Below are 21125 nucleotides of genomic sequence, written 5' to 3' on the forward strand. Positions count from 1 at the left end.
TGATCGACACCCGATGCAGCGGGCGCTTCAGGCCTGCGCTGGCAACCGACGCGCGGCTCGACGTTGCCGCCGCCGCGCGGCCCAGCTTTTCCGCCGTTCGGCCAGGCACGAGAAGATCACGTACAGCGCGGGTGTGCTCAGCAAGGTGAGGCTTTGCGAGATCAGCAGGCCGCCGATCAGGGCGATGCCCAGCGGGCGGCGCAGTTCGCTGCCTTCGCCAAGGCCAATGGCGATGGGCAGCGCGGCCAGGATGGCGACCATGGTGGTCATCATGATCGGACGGAAGCGCACGATGCAGGCTTCGCGTACCGCTTCCAGCGGGCTCTTGCCGTGCTCGCGTTCGGCGACGAGGGCGAAGTCGATCATCATGATCGCGTTCTTTTTGACGATGCCGATCAGCAGCACCAGCGCGATCTGCGCCACCACCGACAATTCGGTATCGGTAAGCCACAGCGCCAGCAGCGCGCCCACGCCGGCGGCGGGCAAGGTGGACAGGATGGTGACCGGGTGCAGCAGGCTTTCGTACAGCATGCCCAGCACGATGTAGACGGTGAGCACGGCGGCCAGCACCAGCCACAGCATGCCGCTTTGCGATTCCTCGAAGCGGCGGAAATCGCCGCCCACGTTGAGCCGGATGTCGCCGGGCATGCGCATGCCGCTGACCGCGGCCTGCACGATCGCCATCGCCTCGCCCATGCTCACGCCGGGGGCCAGGTTGAAGCTCAGATCCATCGTGGTGTACTGGTTTTCGTGGCTGATGGATGAGGGAGACAGGCCTGGCTCCTGGCGGGCGAAGGCGGTGATGGGAATCATCTTGCCGCTGTTGGAGCGCACGTAGATGCGGTTGAGCGCGTCGGGGGTGGCGGTCTGCTCGGGCATGGCGTTGACCACTACCTTGAACTGGTTGATGTCCGAGTAGATGGTGGATACCTGGCGCTGGCCGAAAGCGTCGTAAAGCGCGCCATCGATGGCGCCGATCGACACACCCAGCTGCGCGGCGCGGTCGCGGTCGATCACGATGTTCTGGCGCAGGCCGCCCTCTTCCACGTCGCTGCCGACATCGGCCAGTTTCGGATTCTTCTTCAGCTCCGCCACCAGTTTCGGCAGCCATTCCTGCAGCTGCGCCAGGTCGTTGCCCTGCAGCCCGATCTGGTACTGCGCGCCCTGGTTGCCACCGCCGCCGCCGCCACTGGGCAGGTCCTGCACCGGGCGCAGGCGCAGGTTGAGGTCGGGGTATTTCGCGGCCTTGGCGCTGAGCCGCGCCAGCACGGCGAAGGTGTCATCCACCCGGCCTTCGGCGCGGGTCTTCAGGTCGATGTTGAACGAGCCGCTGGTGCCTTGCCGGCTGCTGCCCAGGCGCGCGCCGACCGACGCCACGTCCGGGTCGGCCAGCAGCATCTCGGTGAGCCGCTGCAACCGTTGCCGGCTTTCCTCGAACGACACGGTGGCGCTGGAAGTGGCGCGGCCCCAGATCAGGCCGGTGTCCTGCGGCGGAAACAGGCCGGATTTGACCACGCCGAACAGGAAGAACGTGGCCGCGATCAGCAACAGTGGCGTCAGCGAAAGCGCCAGCGCGTGGCGCAGCGAAAAGCCCAGCGCGCGGGTGTACACGCGCAGCATGCCGGCGTGGAAACGATCCAGCGCCAGGCCAAGCCGCGACGGCTCCTCCGGCTCGCGATGGCCATTGAGGAAGCGACCGCACAGTGCCGGCGTCAGCGTCAGCGAGATCACCGCCGACACCACGATGGCCGCCACCAGGGTGGCGGCGAATTCGTGCATGAACATGCCGGTCATGCCGCCGGCAAACAGCAGCGGGATGAACACGGCGACCAGCGAGGCGGTGATCGAGACGATGGTGAAACCGATCTCGCGGGCGCCGGCCAGGGTGGCCTGCATGCGGGTCATGCCGCTGTCGATGTGGCGGATGATGTTCTCGATCACCACGATCGCGTCGTCCACCACGAAGCCGATGGCGATCACCAGCGCCAGCAGGGTGAGGTTGTTGAGCGTATAGCCGAACAGGTACATCGCCACGAAGGCGCCGGCCAGCGACAGCGGCACCGCCGCGGCGGCGATCAGGGTGGGCGCCAGCCGGCGCAGGAACAGCGCCATCGTCAGTATCACCATCGCCAGCGAGATCAGCAGCGTGGCCTGCACCTCGTGCAGCGAGGCGCGGATGGTGGGCGTGCCGTCGAAGAATGGCGTCAGCCGCGTGCTGGGCTGCAGGTAGGCGCGCAACAGCGGCACCTGTGCCTTCACCAGATCCACCGTGGCGATGATGTTGGCGTCGGACTTCTTGTAGACGTACATCAGCACGGCGGGTTTGCCGCCGAACGATGCCGCCTGGTAGGCGTCTTCGGCCCCCGCGTATACGTTGGCCACGTCGCGCAGGCGCACCGGCGTGCCGTTGTGGCTGGCGATCACCAGCGCAGCGAATTCATCGGCGCTGTGCAGTTGCGTGGTGGCGCTGATCGCCATGGTGGTCTTGCCGTTGGACAGGAAGCCCTCCGGCGAGGTGACGTTGGCGGCGCTGAGCGCGTTGCGCAGCTGGTTGGGCGAAATGCCCATCGCGTTCAGGGCGCGCAGGTTCACGTCGACGCGGATCGCGGGCGTGGCCGCACCGGCGATCTCCACTGACGACACCCCGGGCAGTTGGCGCAGCCGCTGCGCCAGCAAGGTATCGGCCACGTTGTACAGCGCGTCGGCCGACTGCGTGTCCGAGGTCAGCGCGAAGGCGATGATCGGGTCGTCGTTGGGGTCGGCCTTCTGGTAGCTGGGCGCGCCGTTGAGGCCGGTGGGCAGATCAGGCGCGGCGGCGTTGATCGCCGCCTGCACATCGCGGGCCGCCGCATCCAGGTCGACGCCACCGTCGAACATCATGAAGACGAAGGTGCGGCCTTCGGAACTGCGCGAACGCATGGTCTGGATGCCGGGCACCTGCCCGAGGTGACGCTCCAGCGGCGCGGCCACCGTCGACGCCATCGTGCTCGCGTCGGCGCCACTCTGGCTGGCCTGCACGAAAATCGCCGGAAACTGCATCGCCGGCAGCGCCGACACGCCCAGCAGGAAATAGCAGATCGCGCCCACCGCGAACAAACCCATGGCCAGCAGCGAGGTGCCGATCGGACGGCGGATGAAGATGCCGGAGATGTTCATGGATTCAACGTTGTCGGGGAGCGCGCGGAAGCGTGGCAGGCGGGACGTGTAGGCATCATCCCAAGCTCAACGGTTGAGCCGTGAAATGGTTGAACGGTGAGCGGCGTGCACTGCTCCTCCCCCTGCGCGCAGGGGGAGGCTGGGAGGGGGTGCTCGGGTTCGCGGGGAGGTCAAGAGCGACCCCTCCCCAGCCCTCCCCTGCGAGCAGGGGAGGGAGCAAAGCGGCAGCGCGGCACGCTCAGGCCGCTTGCTGGGCGTGGCGCAAAGCGCGCTGTTCGCGGCGTGCGGCCAGCCAGTCGGAGAAACGCTCCATGTACAGGTAGATCACCGGCGTGGTGTACAGCGTGACCAGCTGCGACAGCAGCAGGCCGCCCACGATGGACACGCCCAGCGGCCGGCGCAGTTCGGCGCCGATGCCGTTGCCCAGCGCCAGCGGCAGCGCGCCCAGCATGGCCGCGGCGGTGGTCATCATGATCGGGCGGAAACGCAGCAGGCAGGCGCGGCGGATCGCGTCGTGCGCGTTCATGCCGGTGCGGCGCGCCTCGATCGCGAAGTCGATCATCATGATCGCGTTTTTCTTCACGATGCCTATCAAGAGCACGATGCCCACGATGCCATCCACCGACAAACTCATGCCGCACAGGATGAGCGCCAGCAACGCGCCCACGCCGGCCGGCGGCAAGGTGGAGATGATGGTCAGCGGGTGGATGTAGCTCTCGTACAGCACGCCCAGCACGATGTAGATCACCACGATGGCGGCCAGCAACAACAGCACCTCGTCACCGATCGATGAACTGAATTCTGCCGCCTTGCCCACGAACTCGCCGCGCACCTGCGGCGGGAAATCCAGCTGCGCCTCGGTGGCGTGGATGGCGTCGACCGCATCGGACAGCGCGTAACCGGGCGCCACGTTGAACGCCAGCGTCACCGCCGGCAACTGTTGCTGGTGGCTGATCACCAGCGGCGCGCTGGTGACCTCGGCGCTGGCCAGCGACGACAGCGGAATGGTGCCGCCGCCGCCGATCTCGAAGCCCACGTTGCCGGCGTTGCCGATGCCCGAGGGCGTGGCCGAATTGCTGGATTTCACCTGACCGAAGCTGGTGGCATTGCTGCCGGTCAGCGCGCCGTTGCCATTGCCGCGCACGGTGAGCTTGTTCAGCAGGTCGTCCGAATTGCGGAACTCCGGCGCCACCTCCAGCACCACCCGGTACTGGTTGAGCTGGGTGAAGATGGTGGAAATCTGGCGCTGGCCGAAGGCGTCGTACAAGGTGTCGTCGATGCTCTGCACCGGCACGCCCAGGCGACTGGCCTTTTCGCGGTCGATGGTGAGCTTCAGGGCGTTGCCCTTGTCGGCCAGGTTGTTGTCCACATCGGCCAGTTCGGGGCGCTGGCGCAGCGCCTCGGTCATGCGGCCGGCATAGGTGGCCAGCTCGGCCGCGTTCACGTCGGACAAGGTGTACTGGTATTCGGTGGCGGCCACGCGGCTGTCCAGCGTCACGTCCTGCACCGGTTTCAGGTACAGCGCCACGCCGGGGATGTCGGCCACCGTCTGCTGCAGCCGCGGCAGCAGCTTGTCCAGGCCGTCGCGGTCGCCGCGCTCCTTCAGCACGATGCTGAGCTGGCCCTGGTTGATGGTGGGGTTGATCGTGCCGGCACCGATGAAGGCGGCCACGCCGGCCACGCCCGGGTCCTTGCGCAGCGCCTCGGCCACGGCCTTGGTGCGGTCTTCCATCTGCGGGAAGGCGATGTTCTGGTCGGCCTGCACCACGCCGGTGATCAGGCCGGTGTCCTGCTCGGGCAGCAAGCCCTTGGGGATCACGATGTACAGGAACACGGTCAGCACCACCGCGGCGCCCGCCACCAGCATGGTCAGCTTCTGGTGATCGAGGATCCAGTCCAGCGAGCGCTCGTACGCGCCCACGGTGCGCACCCACAAATCACGCTTGCCGTCGGCGGCGGTGCGCTCGTGCGCGTCATCGCCGGGCGGCAATTCGTCGGGCTTGAGCAGGTAGGCGCACATCATCGGGGTCAGTGTCAGCGACACCAGCATCGAGATGGTCACCGCGATGGTCAGCACCCAGGCGAACTCGTGGAACAGTCGGCCGGTGACGCCGGGCATCAGCAGCAGCGGCAGGAACACCGCCACCAGCGACACCGTCAACGACAGCACGGTGAAGCCGATCTCCTTCGCGCCGATCTCCGCCGCCTCCTTGCCGCTCTTGCCCTGCTCGATGTAGCGCACGATGTTCTCGATCATCACGATCGCGTCGTCCACCACGAAACCGGTGGCCACGGCCAGCGCCATCAGCGACAGATTGTCCAGCGACATGCCGGTAAACGACATCACGCCGAACGTACCCATCAGCGACAGCGGTACCGCCACCGACGGGATCACCGTGGCCCACAGCCGGCGCAGGAACACGAAGATCACCGCCACCACCAGGAAGATGGTCAGCAGCAGGGTGAACTGCACGTCGTGCACCGAGGCCTGGATGGTGATGGTGCGGTCGGCGAACACGTCCAGGTGCACGTCGGCCGGCAGCGCGTTGCGCAATTCCGGCAAGACCTGGCGGATCTGCTTCACCGTCTGCACGATGTTGGCGCCGGGCTGGCGGCGGATGTCCAGCAGCACCGCCGGCTTGCCGTTGGCCCAGGCGGCGAGCTGGTCGTTCTCCACGCCATCCACCACCTTGGCCACGTCCGACAGCCGCACCGGCGCGCCGTTCTTGTAGCTGATGATGGTGTTCTTGTATTCGGCCGCCGTGCTGAGCTGGTCGTTGGTGCCGATCGAGTAGCTCTGCGTCTTGCCGTTGAGCGTGCCCTTGGGCGCGTTGACGTTGGCCTGGGTCAGCGCACTGCGCACGTCCTCCATCGTGAGGCCGAGGTTGGACAGCTGCGCCGGGTTCACCTGCACGCGCACGGCCGGGCGCACGTTGCCGGCGATCGACACCAGGCCCACGCCCTGCACTTGCGACAGCTTCTGCGCCAGGATCGAATCGGCCAGGTCGTTGACGTCGCGCAACGGACGGCTGTCCGACTGCAGCGCCAGGGTGAGGATCGGCGCGTCAGCCGGATTCACCCGGTTGTACACCGGCGGGTACGGCAGGTTGCCCGGCAGCGTGCCCTTGGCCTGGTTGATCGCCGCCTGCACGTCCTGCGCCGCGATGTCGATGTCGCGGTCCATGTTGAACTGCAGGATGATCGTGGACAGCCCGGCGGAAGAGTCCGAGCTCATCATCGCCAGGCCGGAGATCTGGCCCAGGTTGCGTTCCAGCGGCGTGGTCACCAGCGAGGCCATGGTGCTGGCGCTGGCGCCCGGGTATTGCGTGGTCACCACCAGGCTGGGCGCCTCGATCTCCGGCAATGCCGACACCGGCAACTGGCGGTAGCCCAGGATGCCCAGCAGCAGGATCGCCACCATCAGCAGCGAGGTGGCGATCGGGCGGCGGATGAAGAGTGTGGAGAATCCCATGGCTATCCGAAACGTGTAGGAGCGGCGTCAGCCGCGGTCATGCCCAGCCAGCGGCAGATGGATCGCGCGGGCCGCGCCCAGGCGGGCGGCCCGTGTCACGCGTCAGTGCCTGCGACGGCCCGCCTTGGTGTCCTGCTTCGCCTTGTCCAGCTCGGCCTGGGTCGGCACCGCCGGCACTTCACCGGGTTTCAGTGCGTTGACCTTGCTGCCGGGCTTCAGCCGGAACTGGCCCTCGGTGACCACGCGGTCGCCGGCCTTCAGGCCGCTGCCGATCATCACGTGGCTGTCGCCCACTTCACCGGCCACCACCACCGCCTGCATCTTGACCGTGCTGTCGCCCTGCACCTGGTAGACATAGTCGCCGTCCGGCCCGCGCTGCACCGCCTGCGCCGGGATCACCAGCGCACCCATGGCGGTACGCACCTGCAGCCGCACGTTGACGAACTGGCCGGGCCACAGCTCGTTGCCGGCGTTGGCGAATTCGGACTTCAGGCGGAAGGTGCCGGTGCTGGTGTCGATCTGGTTGTCGATCACCTTCAGCACGCCGCCGCTGGCGATCGGGTGCGCGTCGACGCGGTCCAGCGCGGTCACTTCCAGCGGCGAGCTGTCGTTGGCGGCGGCGCCGCGCACCAGGTCCAGGTTCTGCTCGGGCAGGGTGAACATCACGTAGATCGGATGCAGCTGGGTCAGCGTGACGATCGCCGTGCTGGCACTCACCACGTTGCCCGGGTCCACGTTGCGGATGCCGGCCAGGCCGTCGATCGGCGAGATCACCTTGGTATAGGCCAGCTGCACCTGGGCGTCGCGGATGCTGGCCGCATCGGACGCCACCGCGGCCTGGTACTGCGAGGAGGTGTTGCGCAGGGTGTCCAGGTCCTGCTTCGAGATATAGCCCTTGGCCGCCAGGTCCTGGCTGCGCGCCAGGTTGCTCTTGGCGGTGGACAGCTGCGCCTCGTCCTGGCGCTTTTTGGCCAGTGCCTGGTCAAGCGCGGCCTGGTAGGTGCGCGGGTCGATCTGCGCCAGCACCTGGCCCTTCTTCACCGGCTGGCCTTCCTGGAAATCCAGGCTCAGCAACTGGCCGCCCACCTGCGGGTTCACGGTCACCGTGTTCAGTGCCTGCACCGTGCCCAGCGCGGTGAGGAACACGGGTACGTTCTGCCGCTCCACCGGCACCACCGTCACCGGCACCGGCGTGGCCTCGGGGCCATCGGCCTTGGCGCCGGCGGCGGGCTTGCCTGCGGCCTTGCCGGCGGGCTTGTGCAGCAGGCGCACGCCCACGATCGCCAGCACCACTACCGCAATCACGATCAACGTGATCTTCCAAAAACGCGACATGTAGAACTCCTGGGTTTAGCAGTGTGGCTGCCGGGAACACGACCGCGTCGGGCAGGCGTGGGGGATCCGGGATGAAAGCATAGAGGCAGTTCAACGAACCGGGACAATGCCAGTTGACACGGGTGTGTCATGACTGACGACACGGTGCTGCCGTTGCCGTGCCGTGCCGCCACCCTTGCCGGTCACTGTCGCCAACGCCGCACCCCGCCTGAAACTTGTGGCCCGCTTCGTTTATAATCCGCCGCTGGCATCCGCCTGCCTTCGACGGGGCCAAGCGGTTGCCGGGGCATCGGGTTGTCTCGCGGCCATGGCGCTACCACTGGCGGCACTGCCGCTGACCATATTATCGGCCAGGCCCGAAACCTATCGGGCCCGACCGGCATTATCTACTGACTGGAGTACACGCGTGAGCGGTTCCATGAGCAAATCCGACCAGACAACCATGCGCCAGTTCGCCATCATGATCGGCGGCCTCGTGGTGGTGGCGGTAATCCTGATCGTCACGGCGTTGTGCATCTACAACAACGAACCGAAGGAAACCGACCCGACCCAGCCGGCGCGCGTTACCGAGCGGATCGCTCCGGCCGGCGCCGTGTACGCGGGCGACACCGGCCGTGCCGCGATGCAGGCCGCCGCCGAGGCCGCCACCAAGGCCGCCGCCTCGCAGGTCGCCTACGGCGGCACCACCGACGGCAAGGAAATCTACGATCACCTGTGCACCAGCTGCCACACCGGCGGCATCGCCGGCGCGCCGAAGCTGGGCGACAAGGCCAAGTGGGCGCCGCGCCTCGCCGAAGGCATCGACACCCTGGTCAAGCACGCGATCGAGGGCTACCACGGCCCCGACGGCAACTTCATGCCGCCCAAGGGCGGCAACCCCGCACTGACCGACGAGCAGGTTACGAACGCCGTGCACTGGATCGTCGATCAGGCGAAATAAGTCCAGCTCCAATAAAGCAAAACCAACGCCGCCTCCGGGCGGCGTTTTCGTTTGCCCCTTCCTCCGTGGGGGACCAATCGGCAGGAAGCCCGATTGCACGACGCAGCCGCCCGAATGCAGGTTGGGATGGCGGGCGTCGGCTGGCGGGAAGATCAAAAGCGACCCCTCCCCAACCCTCCCCTGCGAGCAGGGGAGGGAGCAGAGCAGGAGCGGCGCCGTTCTACCTCTCCCCCTGCTTGCAGGGGGAGATTGAGAGGGGGTTGCCTGGGCTGGCGACGGGCTGAGTATTACCGCCCGCATTCTCGATCCACCCCCGCGCAAACTCCCGCAGCTCCGGAAAGAACGCCTCGAACCGCGCCTGCAGCTGCGTCTCCTGCGCCAGCAGCACGGGCAGCGCCGAGTCCAGGGGATTGGCCCGGGTCAGCCGCTGACCGATGCCGGCCAGGGCCTCGCCAAGGATCACGTCGTCGGCGTACCCGGCGGGCAGCCCCTGCAAGTCCATGTAAGCGCGAAAGCGCCGCAACGCGGGTGGCAGCAGGGCATCCTGCCGCCACAGCAGCGCGCGCAGATCATCGGAGAACGGCGCCAGCGGCCGCCCGCTCCAGTGCGAGAAATCCCGTGCCAGGCTGCGGTCGAACCACATGTCCAGCAGGATGCCCGCGTAGCGCCGGTACGGCGGCGGCAACTGCGCCTTGGCCGCCAGCACCTCGGCGTGCGCGTCGGTGTAGACGTCGATGGCACGATGCAGGCGGATGCCGTCGATGACCCGTGGCGCGAACCGCGCCGGGTCCGGCGTGCCATGCACGAAATCACCCAGCATGCCGCCCAGCTGCAAGGCCTCGTCGTCGCCGGCGAGCAAGGTATGGGCCAGGTGGTTCACCGGCGCGCCTTGCGGCAGCCGATCCGTCCGGCGGTTATGATCGTCCGCATGACTCCCATTGCGCTTCCCGCCGATCCCGTCAGTTTTCCCGAGGAAGCGGCCAGTTTCATGCTGGCCGGACCCGCGGGCAAGCTCGAACTCATCAGCGACATCGCCGACCCCGGCTGCGCCCGCCGTGGCGTGGCGGTGGTCTGCCACCCGCATCCGCTGCAGGGCGGCACCATGCACAACAAGGTGGTGACGATGGTCGAGCGGGCATTGCGCGAATCGGGACTGGACACGGTGCGCTTCAATTTCCGCGGCACCGGTGCGTCCGAAGGCGCGTACGACGAAGGCAACGGCGAGGGCGACGACCTGGCCGCCGTGGTGACCTGGGTGCGGCGCACGCGGCCGGACGATGCGCTGTGGCTGGCCGGTTTCTCGTTCGGCAGCTACGTCAGCATCCGCAACGCGGTGCGCCTGCGCGCCGACGCGCTGATCAGCATCGCGCCGCCGGTCGGCCGCTGGGCATTCGAGACGGTCGCGCCGCCCACCTGCCCCTGGCTGATCGTGCAAGGCGAGGCCGACGAGGTGGTCGAGCCGCAAGCCGTGTTCGACTGGGTGGATGCGTTGAAGCGCAAGCCGGAGCTGGTGCGGATGCCCGAGACCAGCCACTTTTTCCATCGCCGGCTGATGGACCTGCGCGGCGCCATCAAGCACGCGGTGCGTGGCTGGTTGCCGGCCAAGCGGAGCGGCGCCTGACCGTCACCACGGTTTTCCGCGACGCCACCACGACCCCCGTTTTTTGATCGGCCCCATGCCCGAAACCACGCTTACCCCTTCCGCCCGCTATCTCGACGGCGTCGCCGCGCATCGCTGGGAATCGGATCCGACCCAGCTGGCCCTGCTGCCCGAATTCGATCGCATGCATGCGGCGCTGTGCGCCGAGCCCGTCGCCGACTCCGGCCTGTTTGGACGGCTGAAATCCCTGCTCGCCAGCGAGCCGGCCGCCGCAGTGCCGGGCTTGTACCTGTGGGGTTCGGTCGGTCGCGGCAAGACTTTCCTGATGGATCTGTTCGTGGCCAGCCTGCCCCACGGCGTCGCGCGGCGGCGGCATTTCCACCGCTTCATGGCCGAGGTGCACGACAGCCTGCGCGCACTGGGCGAGCGGCAGAGCCCGCTGGACGAAGTGGCGGAAGAGCTGGCCGCGCACTGCCGGGTACTGTGCCTGGACGAGTTTCTGGTCAACGACATCGGCGACGCGATGATTCTGGCCAACCTGCTGCAGGCGCTGTTCGAGCGCGGCGTGGCGCTGGTCACCACCTCCAACACCGCGCCGGTCAATCTCTACCGCGACGGTCTGCAGCGCGCCCGCTTCCTGCCTGCCATCGCGCTGATCGAGCAGCACTGCCACGTGGTGGAAATGGCCTCTTCGCGCGACTGGCGGCTACGCGCGCTGGCGCAGGCGTCGGTCTACCACTACCCGCCCGGCGCCGAGGCGCACCGGGCGCTGGAGCGTATCTTCGCCAATCAGGCCAGCGGCGAGGTGCGCGAAGGCGGCAGCGTCCACATCAACGGCCGCGACATCGCGCTGTGCAAGCGCGCCGACAACATCCTGTGGTTCGATTTTCCCGCCCTGTGCGAAGGCCCGCGCGCGGTGGCCGACTACATCGAGCTGGCCAAGGCCGGGCCCGCGGTGATCGTGGCCAACGTGCCGCAATTCACCGTCTACAGCGAGGATGCGGCGCGCCGTTTCGTGCAGCTGGTGGACGAGTTCTACGACCGCCGCGTGAAACTGGTGCTGTCCGCCGCCGCGCCGATCACCGAACTGTACGACGGCGAGCGCCTGCGCGCGGAATTCGGCCGCACCGAGTCACGGCTGATCGAGATGCAGAGCGAGGAGTATCTGGCCAGCGAGCATCTGGCTTGAGGCCGGGATTTGAGATTGGGGATTCGTAAAAGCTCAAAGGCGCCGCTCGCTCGGGCGTTTGCTCTTATGAATCCCGAATCCCCAATCCCGAATCCCCACTTGCCGACTGCGCCTGCTGGAACCGCCGATGGTGGATCAGCAGGCCGCGGTAGTACACGAGGTAGTAACCGACCAGCACGCCGACCACCAGCATCGTCAGCGGGCTGGCGCTGTGGGTTGCCATCGCGTGGCCCATCGGGTCGTCCACGCTGGGCGGGATCTGCGCGCCGATGAACGCGAAGCGCCAGGCCAGCCGACCCAGCAGCAGCGCCGTGAGCAGCGCGCCGATCCAGCTGTTGGGCACGTAGCAGTCACCGCGCACGGGGTCGATTTCGAAACGGGTGAGTTTCAGCCCCAGCAGGCCGATGGCGCCGCCGATCAGCATGCCGCCCAACGCCCCTTCGGCCAGCGCCAGCCGGTGCAGGCCGCTGAGCATCAGCAAGCCGCCGACCACCGCGAAAATGGCCACCCGGAAAACCATGCGCTTGCGCCGGATCGGCTGGCGACCGAATTGCCGGCTGATCCGGCGCCACATCATCCAGGCGATAAATGGCAGCGCGACGAGGTAACTGAGCATGTGCGCGGGCATGGCGCGATCCGGTGTTGGGATGGCGCCAGCTTAGTGCGGCCGTCGTTGCGCTGACGAGTGACGATTGTCAGTGTGTTTGTGTGGGATTGAGGATTGAGGATGGTGGATTCGTCAGAGCAAAAGCCCGAGCGTGCGGCGCTTTTGAGCTTTTACGAATCTCGAATCACCAATCCCGAATCCCATCGCCGGATCTACTTCGCCTTCCCCTGGTTCGCCACCGCGGCCATCTTCGCCGCGATCGCGTCGGCATCGCCCAGGTAGTAGTGGCGCAGTGGCTTCAGCTCGTCGTCGAATTCATAGACCAGTGGCACGCCGTTGGGGATGTTCAATTCCACGATGGCGTCGTCGGAAATGCCGTCCAGGTATTTCACCAGCGCGCGCAGGGAATTCCCGTGCGCGGCCACCACCACGCGCTGGCCGGCCTTGATCGCCGGCGCCAGCACTTCATGCCAGTACGGCAGCACGCGGGCCACGGTGTCTTTCAGGCATTCGGTGTCGGGGATGTCCTTGGGGTCGAGCGTGGCGTAGCGCGGGTCGTTCACCGATTCGTTGGCGCTGCGCTCCAGCGCCGGCGGCGGGATGTCGTAGCTGCGACGCCAGATCTTCACCTGGTCCTCGCCGAATTTCGTGGCCGTTTCAGCCTTGTTGAGGCCGGTCAGCGCGCCGTAGTGGCGCTCGTTGAGGCGCCAGTCGGTGAGCACCGGAATCCACATCAGCTCCATTGCATCCTGCACGCCCCACAGTGTGCGCACCGCGCGCTTGAGCACCGAGGTGTGCGCCACGTCGAACGCGTAGCCGGCCTCTTTCAGCAGACGGCCCGCCTCGGCGGCCTCAGCCATGCCCTGTTCGGTGAGATCGACATCGGCCCAGCCGCTGAAGCGGTTGTCGAGGTTCCACTGGGATTGGCCGTGCCGGATCAGGACGAGTTTATGCATGGATGGGCGCCGTTTGTGCAGAGGAGGGAAACGATGAATGGTGCAGCCCAGCATCGGGTATCGTCAAATGCAGCCCTGCCACAGGTCATGCCAACCCATGGGGGCGCCAGCGCATCTCAAGCCGTCACCCATCACGAGGAACTGCCCATGCGTCGCATCCTGTTTGCCCTGCTCCTGGTTTTGCCGCTGCTGGCCGCGGCCAGCGACAACGATATCGACAAGATCAATGGTGCCGCGCGGGTGGAGGCCGGGCAGCATGCCGGCGATGTCAGCACCGTCAATGGCGCGGTGGAGATCGGCGCCGGCGCCATCGTGCAGGAGGCCCAGACCGTCAACGGTGCGGTGACCCTGGGCGAACGCGCGCAGGCGGCTGAGCTCAATACGGTGAACGGCGCCATCCGCCTCGGCACCGACAGCAAGGTCAACGGCGACGTCGATGCCACCAACGGCAGCGTCGAGCTGGCCAGGGGCGCCGACATCGGCGGCAAGCTCAGCAACGTCAACGGCGCCATCAAGCTGGACGCGGCGCATGTGGCCGGCGGTATCGAGACGGTGGCCGGGGATATCACCGTCGGCGCCGGCTCGCGCGTGGAAGGCGGCATCCTGGTGGACAAGTCCAGCAGCTGGTTTGGCGGGAACGACCGCAAGCCGACCGTGGTGATCGGCCCGCACGCCGTGGTCAAGGGCACGCTGGAATTTCGCCGCGAGGTGGTGCTGAACGTCAGCGACAGCGCGCAGATCGGGCCGGTGAAGGGCGCCACGGTACAGAAGTTCAGCGGCGCGAACCCCTAGGGCCCGGCCTATGTGGGAGCGGCTTCAGTCGCGATGCCCTTTCTTGCCGTTCGAGCAAAAGCATCGCGGCTGAAGCCGCTCCCACAACAGCCATGGGCTAACGTGCCAGCCAGCCGCCATCCACGGGCAGTACCGTGCCATGCACGTAATCTGACGCCGCCGAGGCGAGAAACACCACCGCACCGGCCAGGTCGGCCGGCACGCCCCAGCGGCCGGCGGGGATGCGCGCCACGATCTCGCGCTGGCGCTTTTCGTCGGCGCGCAGCGCGTTGGTGTTGTTGGTCTCGAAATAGCCGGGGGCGATCGCGTTGACGTTGATGCCGTGCGCGGCCCACTCGTTGGCCAGCAGCCGGGTCAGCCCCAACAGGCCGGATTTGCTGGCCGTATAGGAGGCCACCCGGATACCGCCCTGGAACGACAGCATCGAGGCGATGTTGACGATCTTGCCGGGCCGCTTGCGCGCCACCAGCCGCCGCGCCACGGCTTGGGAAAGGAAGAACACGGTCTTCAGGTTGACGCCCATCACCGCGTCCCAGTCGTCCTCGCTGAAATCCAGCGCGTCGTTGCGGCGGATGGTGCCGGCGTTGTTGACCAGGATGTCGATGCCGCCCAGCTCGCGCTCGACGGTTTCGATGATGGCGGGGATCGGCGCGGTGGTATCCAGCGACGCCTCGACCCAGTGGAAGCGGCGCCCGGCCGCCCGCACCGCTTGGGCGGTGTCGGCCGGATCGGTGCGCCCCACGGCGGCCACGTCGGCACCGGCCTCGGCCAGCGCGATCGCCATCGCCTGGCCCAGGCCGGTATTGGCGCCGCTGACCAGCGCCACCTTGCCCTGCAAAGAAAAGGGATTCATGGCGACCTCACTTCAACTGGCAGATGTCGAGCACGTGCATGTCGGTGTAGTCGAGATTCTCGCCGCCCATCGCCCAGATGAAGCAGTAGTTGCTGGTGCCGGCGCCCATGTGGATCGACCACGGTGGCGACACCACCGCCTCGCCGTCGGCGATCACGATGTGGCGTTGCGCGTCGGGCACGCCCATGAAGTGGTAGACGCGGTCGTTCTCGCCCAGGTCGAAATAGAAATACACCTCCGAGCGGCGGTCGTGCAGGTGCGGCGGCATGGTGTTCCACACGCTGCCGGGCTTGAGCACGGTCAGCCCCAGCAGCAGCTGCGATGAGGCGCAGGTGGCCGGCACGATGTACTGGTAGATGGTGCGCTCGTTGGAGGTTTCCAGCGCGCCGCGCTCCAGCGCCACGGCCTGGTCGATCGGGATGTGCTTCAGCTCGAAGCGCGCGTGGGCCGGGGTGGAGATCAGGTAGAAGCGCGCCGGGTTGGCCGGATCCACCGACTCGAAACTCACCTCGGCGCTGCCCATCGGCACGTAAAGGCCATCCTTGGGCTGCATTTCGAATGTCTGGCCGTCGACACGGATGCGGCCCACGCCGCCGCCCACGTTGACCGCGCCCAGCTCGCGCCGCTGCAGGAACGGCTGGCCGGCGGCGGAGGCCGGCTCGGTCTGCTGCGGCAGCGCCAGCACCTGTTTCACCGGGGCGGCGCCGCCGATCACGAAACGCTCGTTGTGGCTGTAGTTGAGGCGGATCTCGTCGGCGGCAAACAGATCGCTCATCAGGTAGCGGTCGCGCAGCTGGTCGTTGCTGGCGCCGTCCATCATGTCGGGGTGGGTGGCGTGGTAGGTCTTCTGGTACATGTCTGGTCCTCATGCGGTGGGCGCGCGGCGTTCAGGGAGCGCGTGGGTCGGCAGGCCGCCGGAGCGGGTCGACGGCGGTGGGCCTGCGGCGGCCGTCGACGGTGATGAGCCCCATCATAGCCATCTGGGCAGGTTTTGGTGACCGGTGTCATCGGAGGCTGGAGAAATGCCCGTTGCCCCGCTCGGGGGAGGATCACCGCCGTGGTGGCCGGTGACTTCCGGGATGTCCTCCGACCCGGATTCGGGTGTAGCGTGGCGGTTTCATCGGCCACGATGCTCGACAAGCCTGCGCCGTGGCGCTCCAATGACACCGGTTACTTGTTTGCATCCCAAATCTATGCCCTCAGATCGCTCCGCTCCGCTGACCGCCCTGCAAGTCCACGCCGAGGATGAGGTGGCGATCGCCCTCACCGACCTGGCCGAGGGCACCGTCGTATCGCTGGCTACCGGCGACGTACGGCTGCGCCAGGCTGTGCCGCACGGGCACAAGTTCGCGGTGCGGGCGCTGGCCGCCGGTCAGCCGGTGCACAAATACGGTTTCGCGATCGGCCGCACCACCGCGGCGGTGGCCGCGGGCGACTGGGTGCACACGCACAACATGGTCACCGGGCTGTCGGGCACGCTGGAATACCGCTACCAGCCTCTGGCCCCGGCGCCCGCGCCCGACGCCGGCGCGGGGGCCACATTTCAGGGCTACCGCCGCGCCGACGGCCGGGTCGGTACCCGCAACGAGATCTGGGTGCTGTGCACGGTGGGCTGCGTGGCACGCACCGCGCGGCGCATCGCCGAGCAGGCCGAGCGCCACTTTGGCGGCCGCGTCGACGGCGTGCATGCGTTCACCCACCCATTCGGCTGCTCGCAGCTGGGCAGCGATCTGGAGCACACCCGCCAGATGCTGGCCGCGCTGGCGCGCCACCCCAACGCCGGCGGCGTGCTGCTGGTGGGGCTGGGTTGCGAGTCGCTGCAGATGAAGTGGCTGCTGGAAGCGATGGACGGCGTCGATCCGGCCCGTTTGCGCTGGTTCAACTCGCAGCTTGCCGACGACGAGGTGGAACAGGGACTGGCCGCGGTGGAGGAACTGGTGGCCGTGGCCGAACAGGACCGGCGCCAGCCCTGCGATCTGTCGGACCTGGTCGTCGGCCTGAAATGCGGCGGCTCGGACGGCTTCAGCGGCATCACCGCCAACCCGGTGGTGGGGCGCATCGCCGACCGGGTGGCGGCGGCCGGCGGCACGCCCATCCTCACCGAGATCCCCGAGATCTTCGGCGCCGAGCGAATGCTGATGGCGCGCGCGCAAAGCCGCGAGGTGTTCGAGCAGATCGGCACCCTGGTCAACGATTTCAAGCGCTATTTCCTCGATCACGGCCAGCCCGTGCACGAGAACCCCTCGCCGGGCAACCTCGCCGGCGGCATCACCACGCTGGAGGAGAAATCATTGGGCGCGGTACAGAAGGGCGGCCGCGCCACCGTGACCCAGGTGCTGCGCTATGGGCAACGCGCGCAGTCGCCCGGCCTGGCCCTGCTGGAGGCGCCGGGCAACGATGCGGTATCGGCCACCGCACTGACCGCCGCCGGTGCTACCGTGATCCTGTTCACCACCGGCCGCGGCACGCCGCTGGGTTTTCCGGTGCCGACGTTGAAGATCGCCACGAACAGCGCGCTGGCCGCGGCCAAGCCGCGCTGGATCGACTTCGACGCCGGCGCCTTGCTGGACGGTCTCGGCATGGAGGCGCTGGCCGACGCGCTGCAACAGCTGGTGCTGGACACGGCCTCGGGAAAACCGGCCCGCAACGAGATCAACGACGAGCGCGAGATTGCCTTGTGGAAAACCGGAGTCACCCTGTGAGCCGCGCGGAAGCCGCCGCCACCGGCACCCCGGCCGCCCTGCTCGGCCCGGACACGTTGCCGGCACCGACGGCCAACCTGGCGCTGCCCGACTACCCGCTGGCCGCCGTCAGCATCGGCATCGTCCATCTGGGCCCCGGCGCGTTTCACCGTGCCCACCAAGCCGCATTCATCGACCGCCTGCTGGCGCGCGAACCGGGCTGGGGCATCTGCGCGGTATCGCTGAAAAGCCGCGGCCTGCGTGATGCGCTGCAGCCGCAGCAGGGCCTGTACACGATGGCGGTGCTGGATCAGCAGGTGTCCTACCGGGTGATCGGCTCACTGCGCGAGGTACTGGTGGCCGCGGAGGATCGCGAGCGCGTGCTGGAGCGGCTGGCCCACCCGCAAACCCGCATCGTCACCCTCACCGTTACCGAGAAGGGCTACTGCCTGGACGCCCGCGGCGAGCTGGACCTGCGCCACGTGGACGTGATGCACGACCTGGCCACGCCGCAGCAACCGGCCAGCGCGCTCGGCTATCTGGTCGAAGGTCTGCGCCGCCGCCAGGTGCGCGGGCTGGCGCCGTTCACCACGATCAGCTGCGACAACCTGGTCGACAACGGCTTGCGCCTGCGCGCCGCCGTGCTGCGGCTGGCCACGGCGCAAGGCAGCACCGCGCTGGCGCGTTGGATCGAGCAGGAAGCCACCTTCCCCCGCACCATGGTGGACGCCATCGTGCCGGCCACCGACACCGCCTTGTGCGAACGCGTGGCCGACGCGCTGGGCGTGCGCGACCAGTGGCCGGTGCAGCGCGAGGCGTTCAGCCAGTGGGTGATCGAGGACGCGTTCTGCAATGAGCGCCCCGATTTCGCCAGCGTGGGCGTGACCCTGACCAACGATGTGCCGGCCTATGTGCGCGCCAAGCTGCGCCTGCTCAACGGCGCGCATTCCTCGCTGGCCTACCTCGGCCTGTTGCTGGGCCACGCCAGCGTGGGCGACGCCATGAACGACCCGGCGCTGGCCGCGTTCGTGCGCCGCCTGATGATGGAAGACATCCGGCCCACCCTGACCAGCCCGCCCGGCATGGATCTGGCCGCCTATATCGAGACGATCCTGCAACGCTTCCGCAACCCCACCATCCGCCACGAGCTGGCGCAGATCGCGTGGGACGGCTCGCAGAAGCTGCCGTTTCGCCTGTTCGGCACCATTCTCGACCACCTGCGCAGCGGCCACCCGATCGAACGGCTGTGCCTGCCGGTGGCGGCATGGATGCACTTCGTGCGGCGGCGGGCGCAGGCGGGCGAAACGCTGGTCGATCCGCTGGCGCCGGAGCTGCTCAGGATCGGCCGCGCCTGCGCGAACGAGGTGGCGCACGACCTGCCGTTATTCCTCGCCCTGGACACGGTGTTTCCGCCTGCGCTGACGGGCGACCGCCGCTTCGTCGATGCCATGGCGCAGGCTTATGACTGTTTGCGGGTGAAGCCGGAATGCCTGGCGCAGGTGTTGCGCGAAACCGATGTGGCGTTGCGCTGAGGGCTCGTCGAACTGTGGGAGCGGCTTCAGCCGCGATGCTGTTGCCTTGGAGCTTCAGAGCAAGAGCATCGCGACTGAAGTCGCTCCCACATGAAACCGGCTACAGCCAGTCGCGGGGCTTCAGATAATCCGCCAGCTTCGCCTCGGCCGAGCCGGGTTCCGGCTCGTAGGCGTATTCGAAACGCACCCGCGGCGGCAGGCTCATCAGGATCGATTCGGTGCGTCCGCCGGACTGCAGGCCGAACAGGGTGCCGCGGTCGTAGACCAGGTTGAACTCCACGTAGCGGCCGCGGCGGTACAGCTGGAATTCGCGCTCGCGTTCGCCGTAGGGCGTGTCCTTGCGCTGCGCCACGATCGGCAGGTAGGCGTCGAGAAAGCCCTGGCCCACGTCGCGGGTGAAGGCGAAACAGCGCTCGAAGCCGCCCTCGTTCAAGTCGTCGTAGAACAGTCCGCCCACGCCGCGGGTCTCGTCACGGTGCTTCAGGTAGAAGTACTCGTCGCACCACTGCTTGTAGCGCGAATAGACGTCCATGCCGTACGGCTCGCACAGGTCGCGCGCCACCGCGTGCCAGTGCTGCACGTCTTCGTCCACCGGGTAGAACGGGGTCAGGTCGAAGCCGCCGCCGAACCACCACACCGGTTCCACACCTTCCTTGCTGGCCTCGAAATAGCGCACGTTGGCGTGGGTGGTGGGCACGTGCGGGTTCTTCGGGTGCAGCACCAGCGACACGCCGGTGGCGATGAAGCTGCCGCCGGCCAGGTCGGGCCGGTGCGCGGTGGCGCTGGGCGGCAGCTGGTGGCCGGACACACGCGAGAAATTCACCCCGGCCTGCTCGAACACCGCGCCATCGCGCAGCACGCGGGTGCGACCGCCGCCGCCGGCGGGGCGCTGCCAGGCATCCTCCTCGAAGCGGGCGCTACCGTCGGCCTGCTCGATCGCGCTGCAGATGCGATCCTGCAGATCGCGCAAGAAGGTTTCGGCAAGATCGGCTTGCTGGCTCATCGTGGGGCTCGTCGTGGGGATGGCGCAAGCTTAGCAAGCGACCCCGGGCCGCCCCTGCGGCGGGGTGCCGCGGCGAGCTGAGCTGTATCAGGTTTCGGGTTGTTTTGTCGGAAATCCATGTGGGAGCGGCTTCAGCCGCGATGCTTTTGCCTTGAGGCTCCAGAGCAGGAGCATCGCGACTGAAGTCGCTCCCACAAGAAGCGTCAGCCGATGCGCTCGGTCATGCGATGGCGGCCGGTCAGGCGCGCCCAGCGCAGGCCGATGTCGATCCACATCAGGTAGGTGGCTTCCATCAGCAACAGGCCGACGTAACGCGGTCGTTTTGGCAGCGTCGGCTCGGCGGCGATCGGCACGCTGTCGAACCCCAGTCGTCGGGCCAGCAGCAGGCAGCGGGCCAGGTGGTAGCGGCTGGTGACCAGCGCCACGGCGGGCAGCGCGCCGGTGGGCGGTTGCGCCTGCAGCAGGCGGCGGGCGTGGCGCAGGTTTTCCAGCGAATCGATCGAATCCTGCTCCAGCTCGATTCGCGCCGCGGCGGGCAGGCCGCGCCGTTGCAGCCAGGCCAGGCCCGCTTCGGCCTCGCTGCGGTTGCCGCCGCTGCGGCCGCCCAGCAACAGCAGGTGATCCACCTGCTGTTGCCGAAGCAGCGCCATCGCCCGGCGCAGGCGCAGGCGGTAGTCGTGCTGCGGATGGTCGCGCCCCAGCCGCTGCCCGAACACCAGCACGGTCATCCGCCGCGGTGGCGCCAGCGGGCTGCGCGCGGCGATCCGCCAGACATGGATCAGGTAGCCCAGCCACACCAGCCCGGCACTCAGCAGCATGACCAGCACCGTCACCAGTGCGGCGTATTGCACGTCGCGATCGCGCAGGTAGCGCAGGCGTCGTTGCGCGGGGGAAAGGCTGGGAGACAAGGGCGCAGGCACGAGGAAAGGAGTGGCAGTGTGCGCAAACGCCACGGGCCACGCAATTCAGTGAAGGCGACCCTCACATTCGTCGCGGCGGCGACAAGGTG

The 21125-nt window shown here is 67.8% G+C and carries 16 protein-coding genes; 6 read left to right on the forward strand and 10 right to left on the reverse strand.

The annotated features are described in order from the left end of the window. Positions 1 to 27: 27 nt before the first annotated feature. The 3 genes from UU9_RS14410 to UU9_RS14420 form a co-directional block, all read right to left on the reverse strand. On the reverse strand, positions 28 to 3156 hold the full coding sequence (locus UU9_RS14410; RefSeq protein ID WP_007082502.1) for an efflux RND transporter permease subunit: 3129 nt from the start codon (positions 3154 to 3156) through the stop codon (positions 28 to 30). A 238-nt stretch (positions 3157 to 3394) separates the two neighbouring features. Beyond that, positions 3395 to 6628, reverse strand: a complete 3234-nt coding sequence (locus tag UU9_RS14415) for an efflux RND transporter permease subunit (protein WP_007082503.1) — start codon at positions 6626 to 6628, stop codon at positions 3395 to 3397. 102 nt (positions 6629 to 6730) lie between these two features. Next, positions 6731 to 7963 carry an efflux RND transporter periplasmic adaptor subunit gene (locus tag UU9_RS14420; RefSeq protein ID WP_007082504.1) on the reverse strand — a complete coding sequence of 411 codons (1233 nt, stop codon included), beginning with the start codon at positions 7961 to 7963 and terminating at the stop codon, positions 6731 to 6733. A gap of 418 nt (positions 7964 to 8381) precedes the next feature. Here UU9_RS14420 and UU9_RS14425 point away from each other — a divergent pair, with 418 nt between their 5' ends. Beyond that, the gene (locus UU9_RS14425) at positions 8382 to 8903 is read left to right on the forward strand and encodes a c-type cytochrome (RefSeq protein WP_007082505.1); all 522 of its coding nucleotides are present in this window, start codon (positions 8382 to 8384) and stop codon (positions 8901 to 8903) included. Between the two features lie 220 nt (positions 8904 to 9123). On the opposite strand, the gene UU9_RS14430 is transcribed toward UU9_RS14425, so the two are convergent. Next, the gene (locus tag UU9_RS14430) at positions 9124 to 9783 is read right to left on the reverse strand and encodes an acyl carrier protein phosphodiesterase (RefSeq protein WP_007082506.1); all 660 of its coding nucleotides are present in this window, start codon (positions 9781 to 9783) and stop codon (positions 9124 to 9126) included. Positions 9784 to 9831: 48 nt separating this feature from the next. On the opposite strand from UU9_RS14430, the gene UU9_RS14435 reads away from it, so the two are divergent. Next, positions 9832 to 10524, forward strand: coding sequence for an alpha/beta hydrolase (locus tag UU9_RS14435; RefSeq protein ID WP_007082507.1), 693 nt, complete (start codon positions 9832 to 9834; stop codon positions 10522 to 10524). A 55-nt stretch (positions 10525 to 10579) separates the two neighbouring features. After that, positions 10580 to 11692, forward strand: coding sequence for a cell division protein ZapE (gene zapE / locus UU9_RS14440; RefSeq protein ID WP_007082508.1), 1113 nt, complete (start codon positions 10580 to 10582; stop codon positions 11690 to 11692). Positions 11693 to 11756: 64 nt separating this feature from the next. On the opposite strand, the gene UU9_RS14445 is transcribed toward zapE, so the two are convergent. After that, positions 11757 to 12320, reverse strand: coding sequence for a CcdC protein domain-containing protein (locus tag UU9_RS14445; protein WP_007082509.1), 564 nt, complete (start codon positions 12318 to 12320; stop codon positions 11757 to 11759). Between the two features lie 191 nt (positions 12321 to 12511). Then, on the reverse strand, positions 12512 to 13255 hold the full coding sequence (gene gpmA / locus UU9_RS14450) for a 2,3-diphosphoglycerate-dependent phosphoglycerate mutase (protein ID WP_007082510.1): 744 nt from the start codon (positions 13253 to 13255) through the stop codon (positions 12512 to 12514). Between the two features lie 147 nt (positions 13256 to 13402). Between gpmA and UU9_RS14455 the strand changes: the two genes are divergently transcribed. Next, positions 13403 to 14047, forward strand: coding sequence for a DUF4097 family beta strand repeat-containing protein (locus UU9_RS14455; RefSeq protein ID WP_007082511.1), 645 nt, complete (start codon positions 13403 to 13405; stop codon positions 14045 to 14047). 97 nt (positions 14048 to 14144) lie between these two features. Here the strand turns inward: UU9_RS14455 and kduD are convergent, their stop codons facing one another. Next, positions 14145 to 14900 (reverse strand): 2-dehydro-3-deoxy-D-gluconate 5-dehydrogenase KduD, encoded by a 756-nt coding sequence (kduD, locus tag UU9_RS14460; protein WP_007082512.1) that lies wholly within the window; start codon positions 14898 to 14900, stop codon positions 14145 to 14147. Positions 14901 to 14907: 7 nt separating this feature from the next. After that, positions 14908 to 15756: a 5-dehydro-4-deoxy-D-glucuronate isomerase gene (gene kduI, locus UU9_RS14465; protein WP_007082513.1), complete on the reverse strand. Its 849-nt coding sequence runs from the start codon at positions 15754 to 15756 to the stop codon at positions 14908 to 14910. 337 nt (positions 15757 to 16093) lie between these two features. Between kduI and UU9_RS14470 the strand changes: the two genes are divergently transcribed. Together UU9_RS14470 and UU9_RS18245 are read left to right on the forward strand one after the other, a co-directional pair. Next, positions 16094 to 17602: a UxaA family hydrolase gene (locus UU9_RS14470; RefSeq protein ID WP_007082514.1), complete on the forward strand. Its 1509-nt coding sequence runs from the start codon at positions 16094 to 16096 to the stop codon at positions 17600 to 17602. Continuing rightward, positions 17599 to 19113: a mannitol dehydrogenase family protein gene (locus UU9_RS18245; protein WP_007082515.1), complete on the forward strand. Its 1515-nt coding sequence runs from the start codon at positions 17599 to 17601 to the stop codon at positions 19111 to 19113. The genes UU9_RS14470 and UU9_RS18245 overlap by 4 nt, the downstream gene beginning before the upstream one ends. Positions 19114 to 19213: 100 nt before the next feature. Here UU9_RS18245 and hemF read toward each other — a convergent pair whose 3' ends face one another. Together hemF and UU9_RS14485 are read right to left on the reverse strand one after the other, a co-directional pair. Further along, positions 19214 to 20116, reverse strand: coding sequence for an oxygen-dependent coproporphyrinogen oxidase (hemF, locus tag UU9_RS14480; protein ID WP_007082516.1), 903 nt, complete (start codon positions 20114 to 20116; stop codon positions 19214 to 19216). A gap of 203 nt (positions 20117 to 20319) precedes the next feature. Further along, the gene (locus tag UU9_RS14485; protein ID WP_040671104.1) at positions 20320 to 21024 is read right to left on the reverse strand and encodes a YdcF family protein; all 705 of its coding nucleotides are present in this window, start codon (positions 21022 to 21024) and stop codon (positions 20320 to 20322) included. Positions 21025 to 21125 lie beyond the last annotated feature (101 nt).

It is taken from the genome of Rhodanobacter fulvus Jip2, assembly GCF_000264315.1.
GTDB lineage: Bacteria > Pseudomonadota > Gammaproteobacteria > Xanthomonadales > Rhodanobacteraceae > Rhodanobacter > Rhodanobacter fulvus.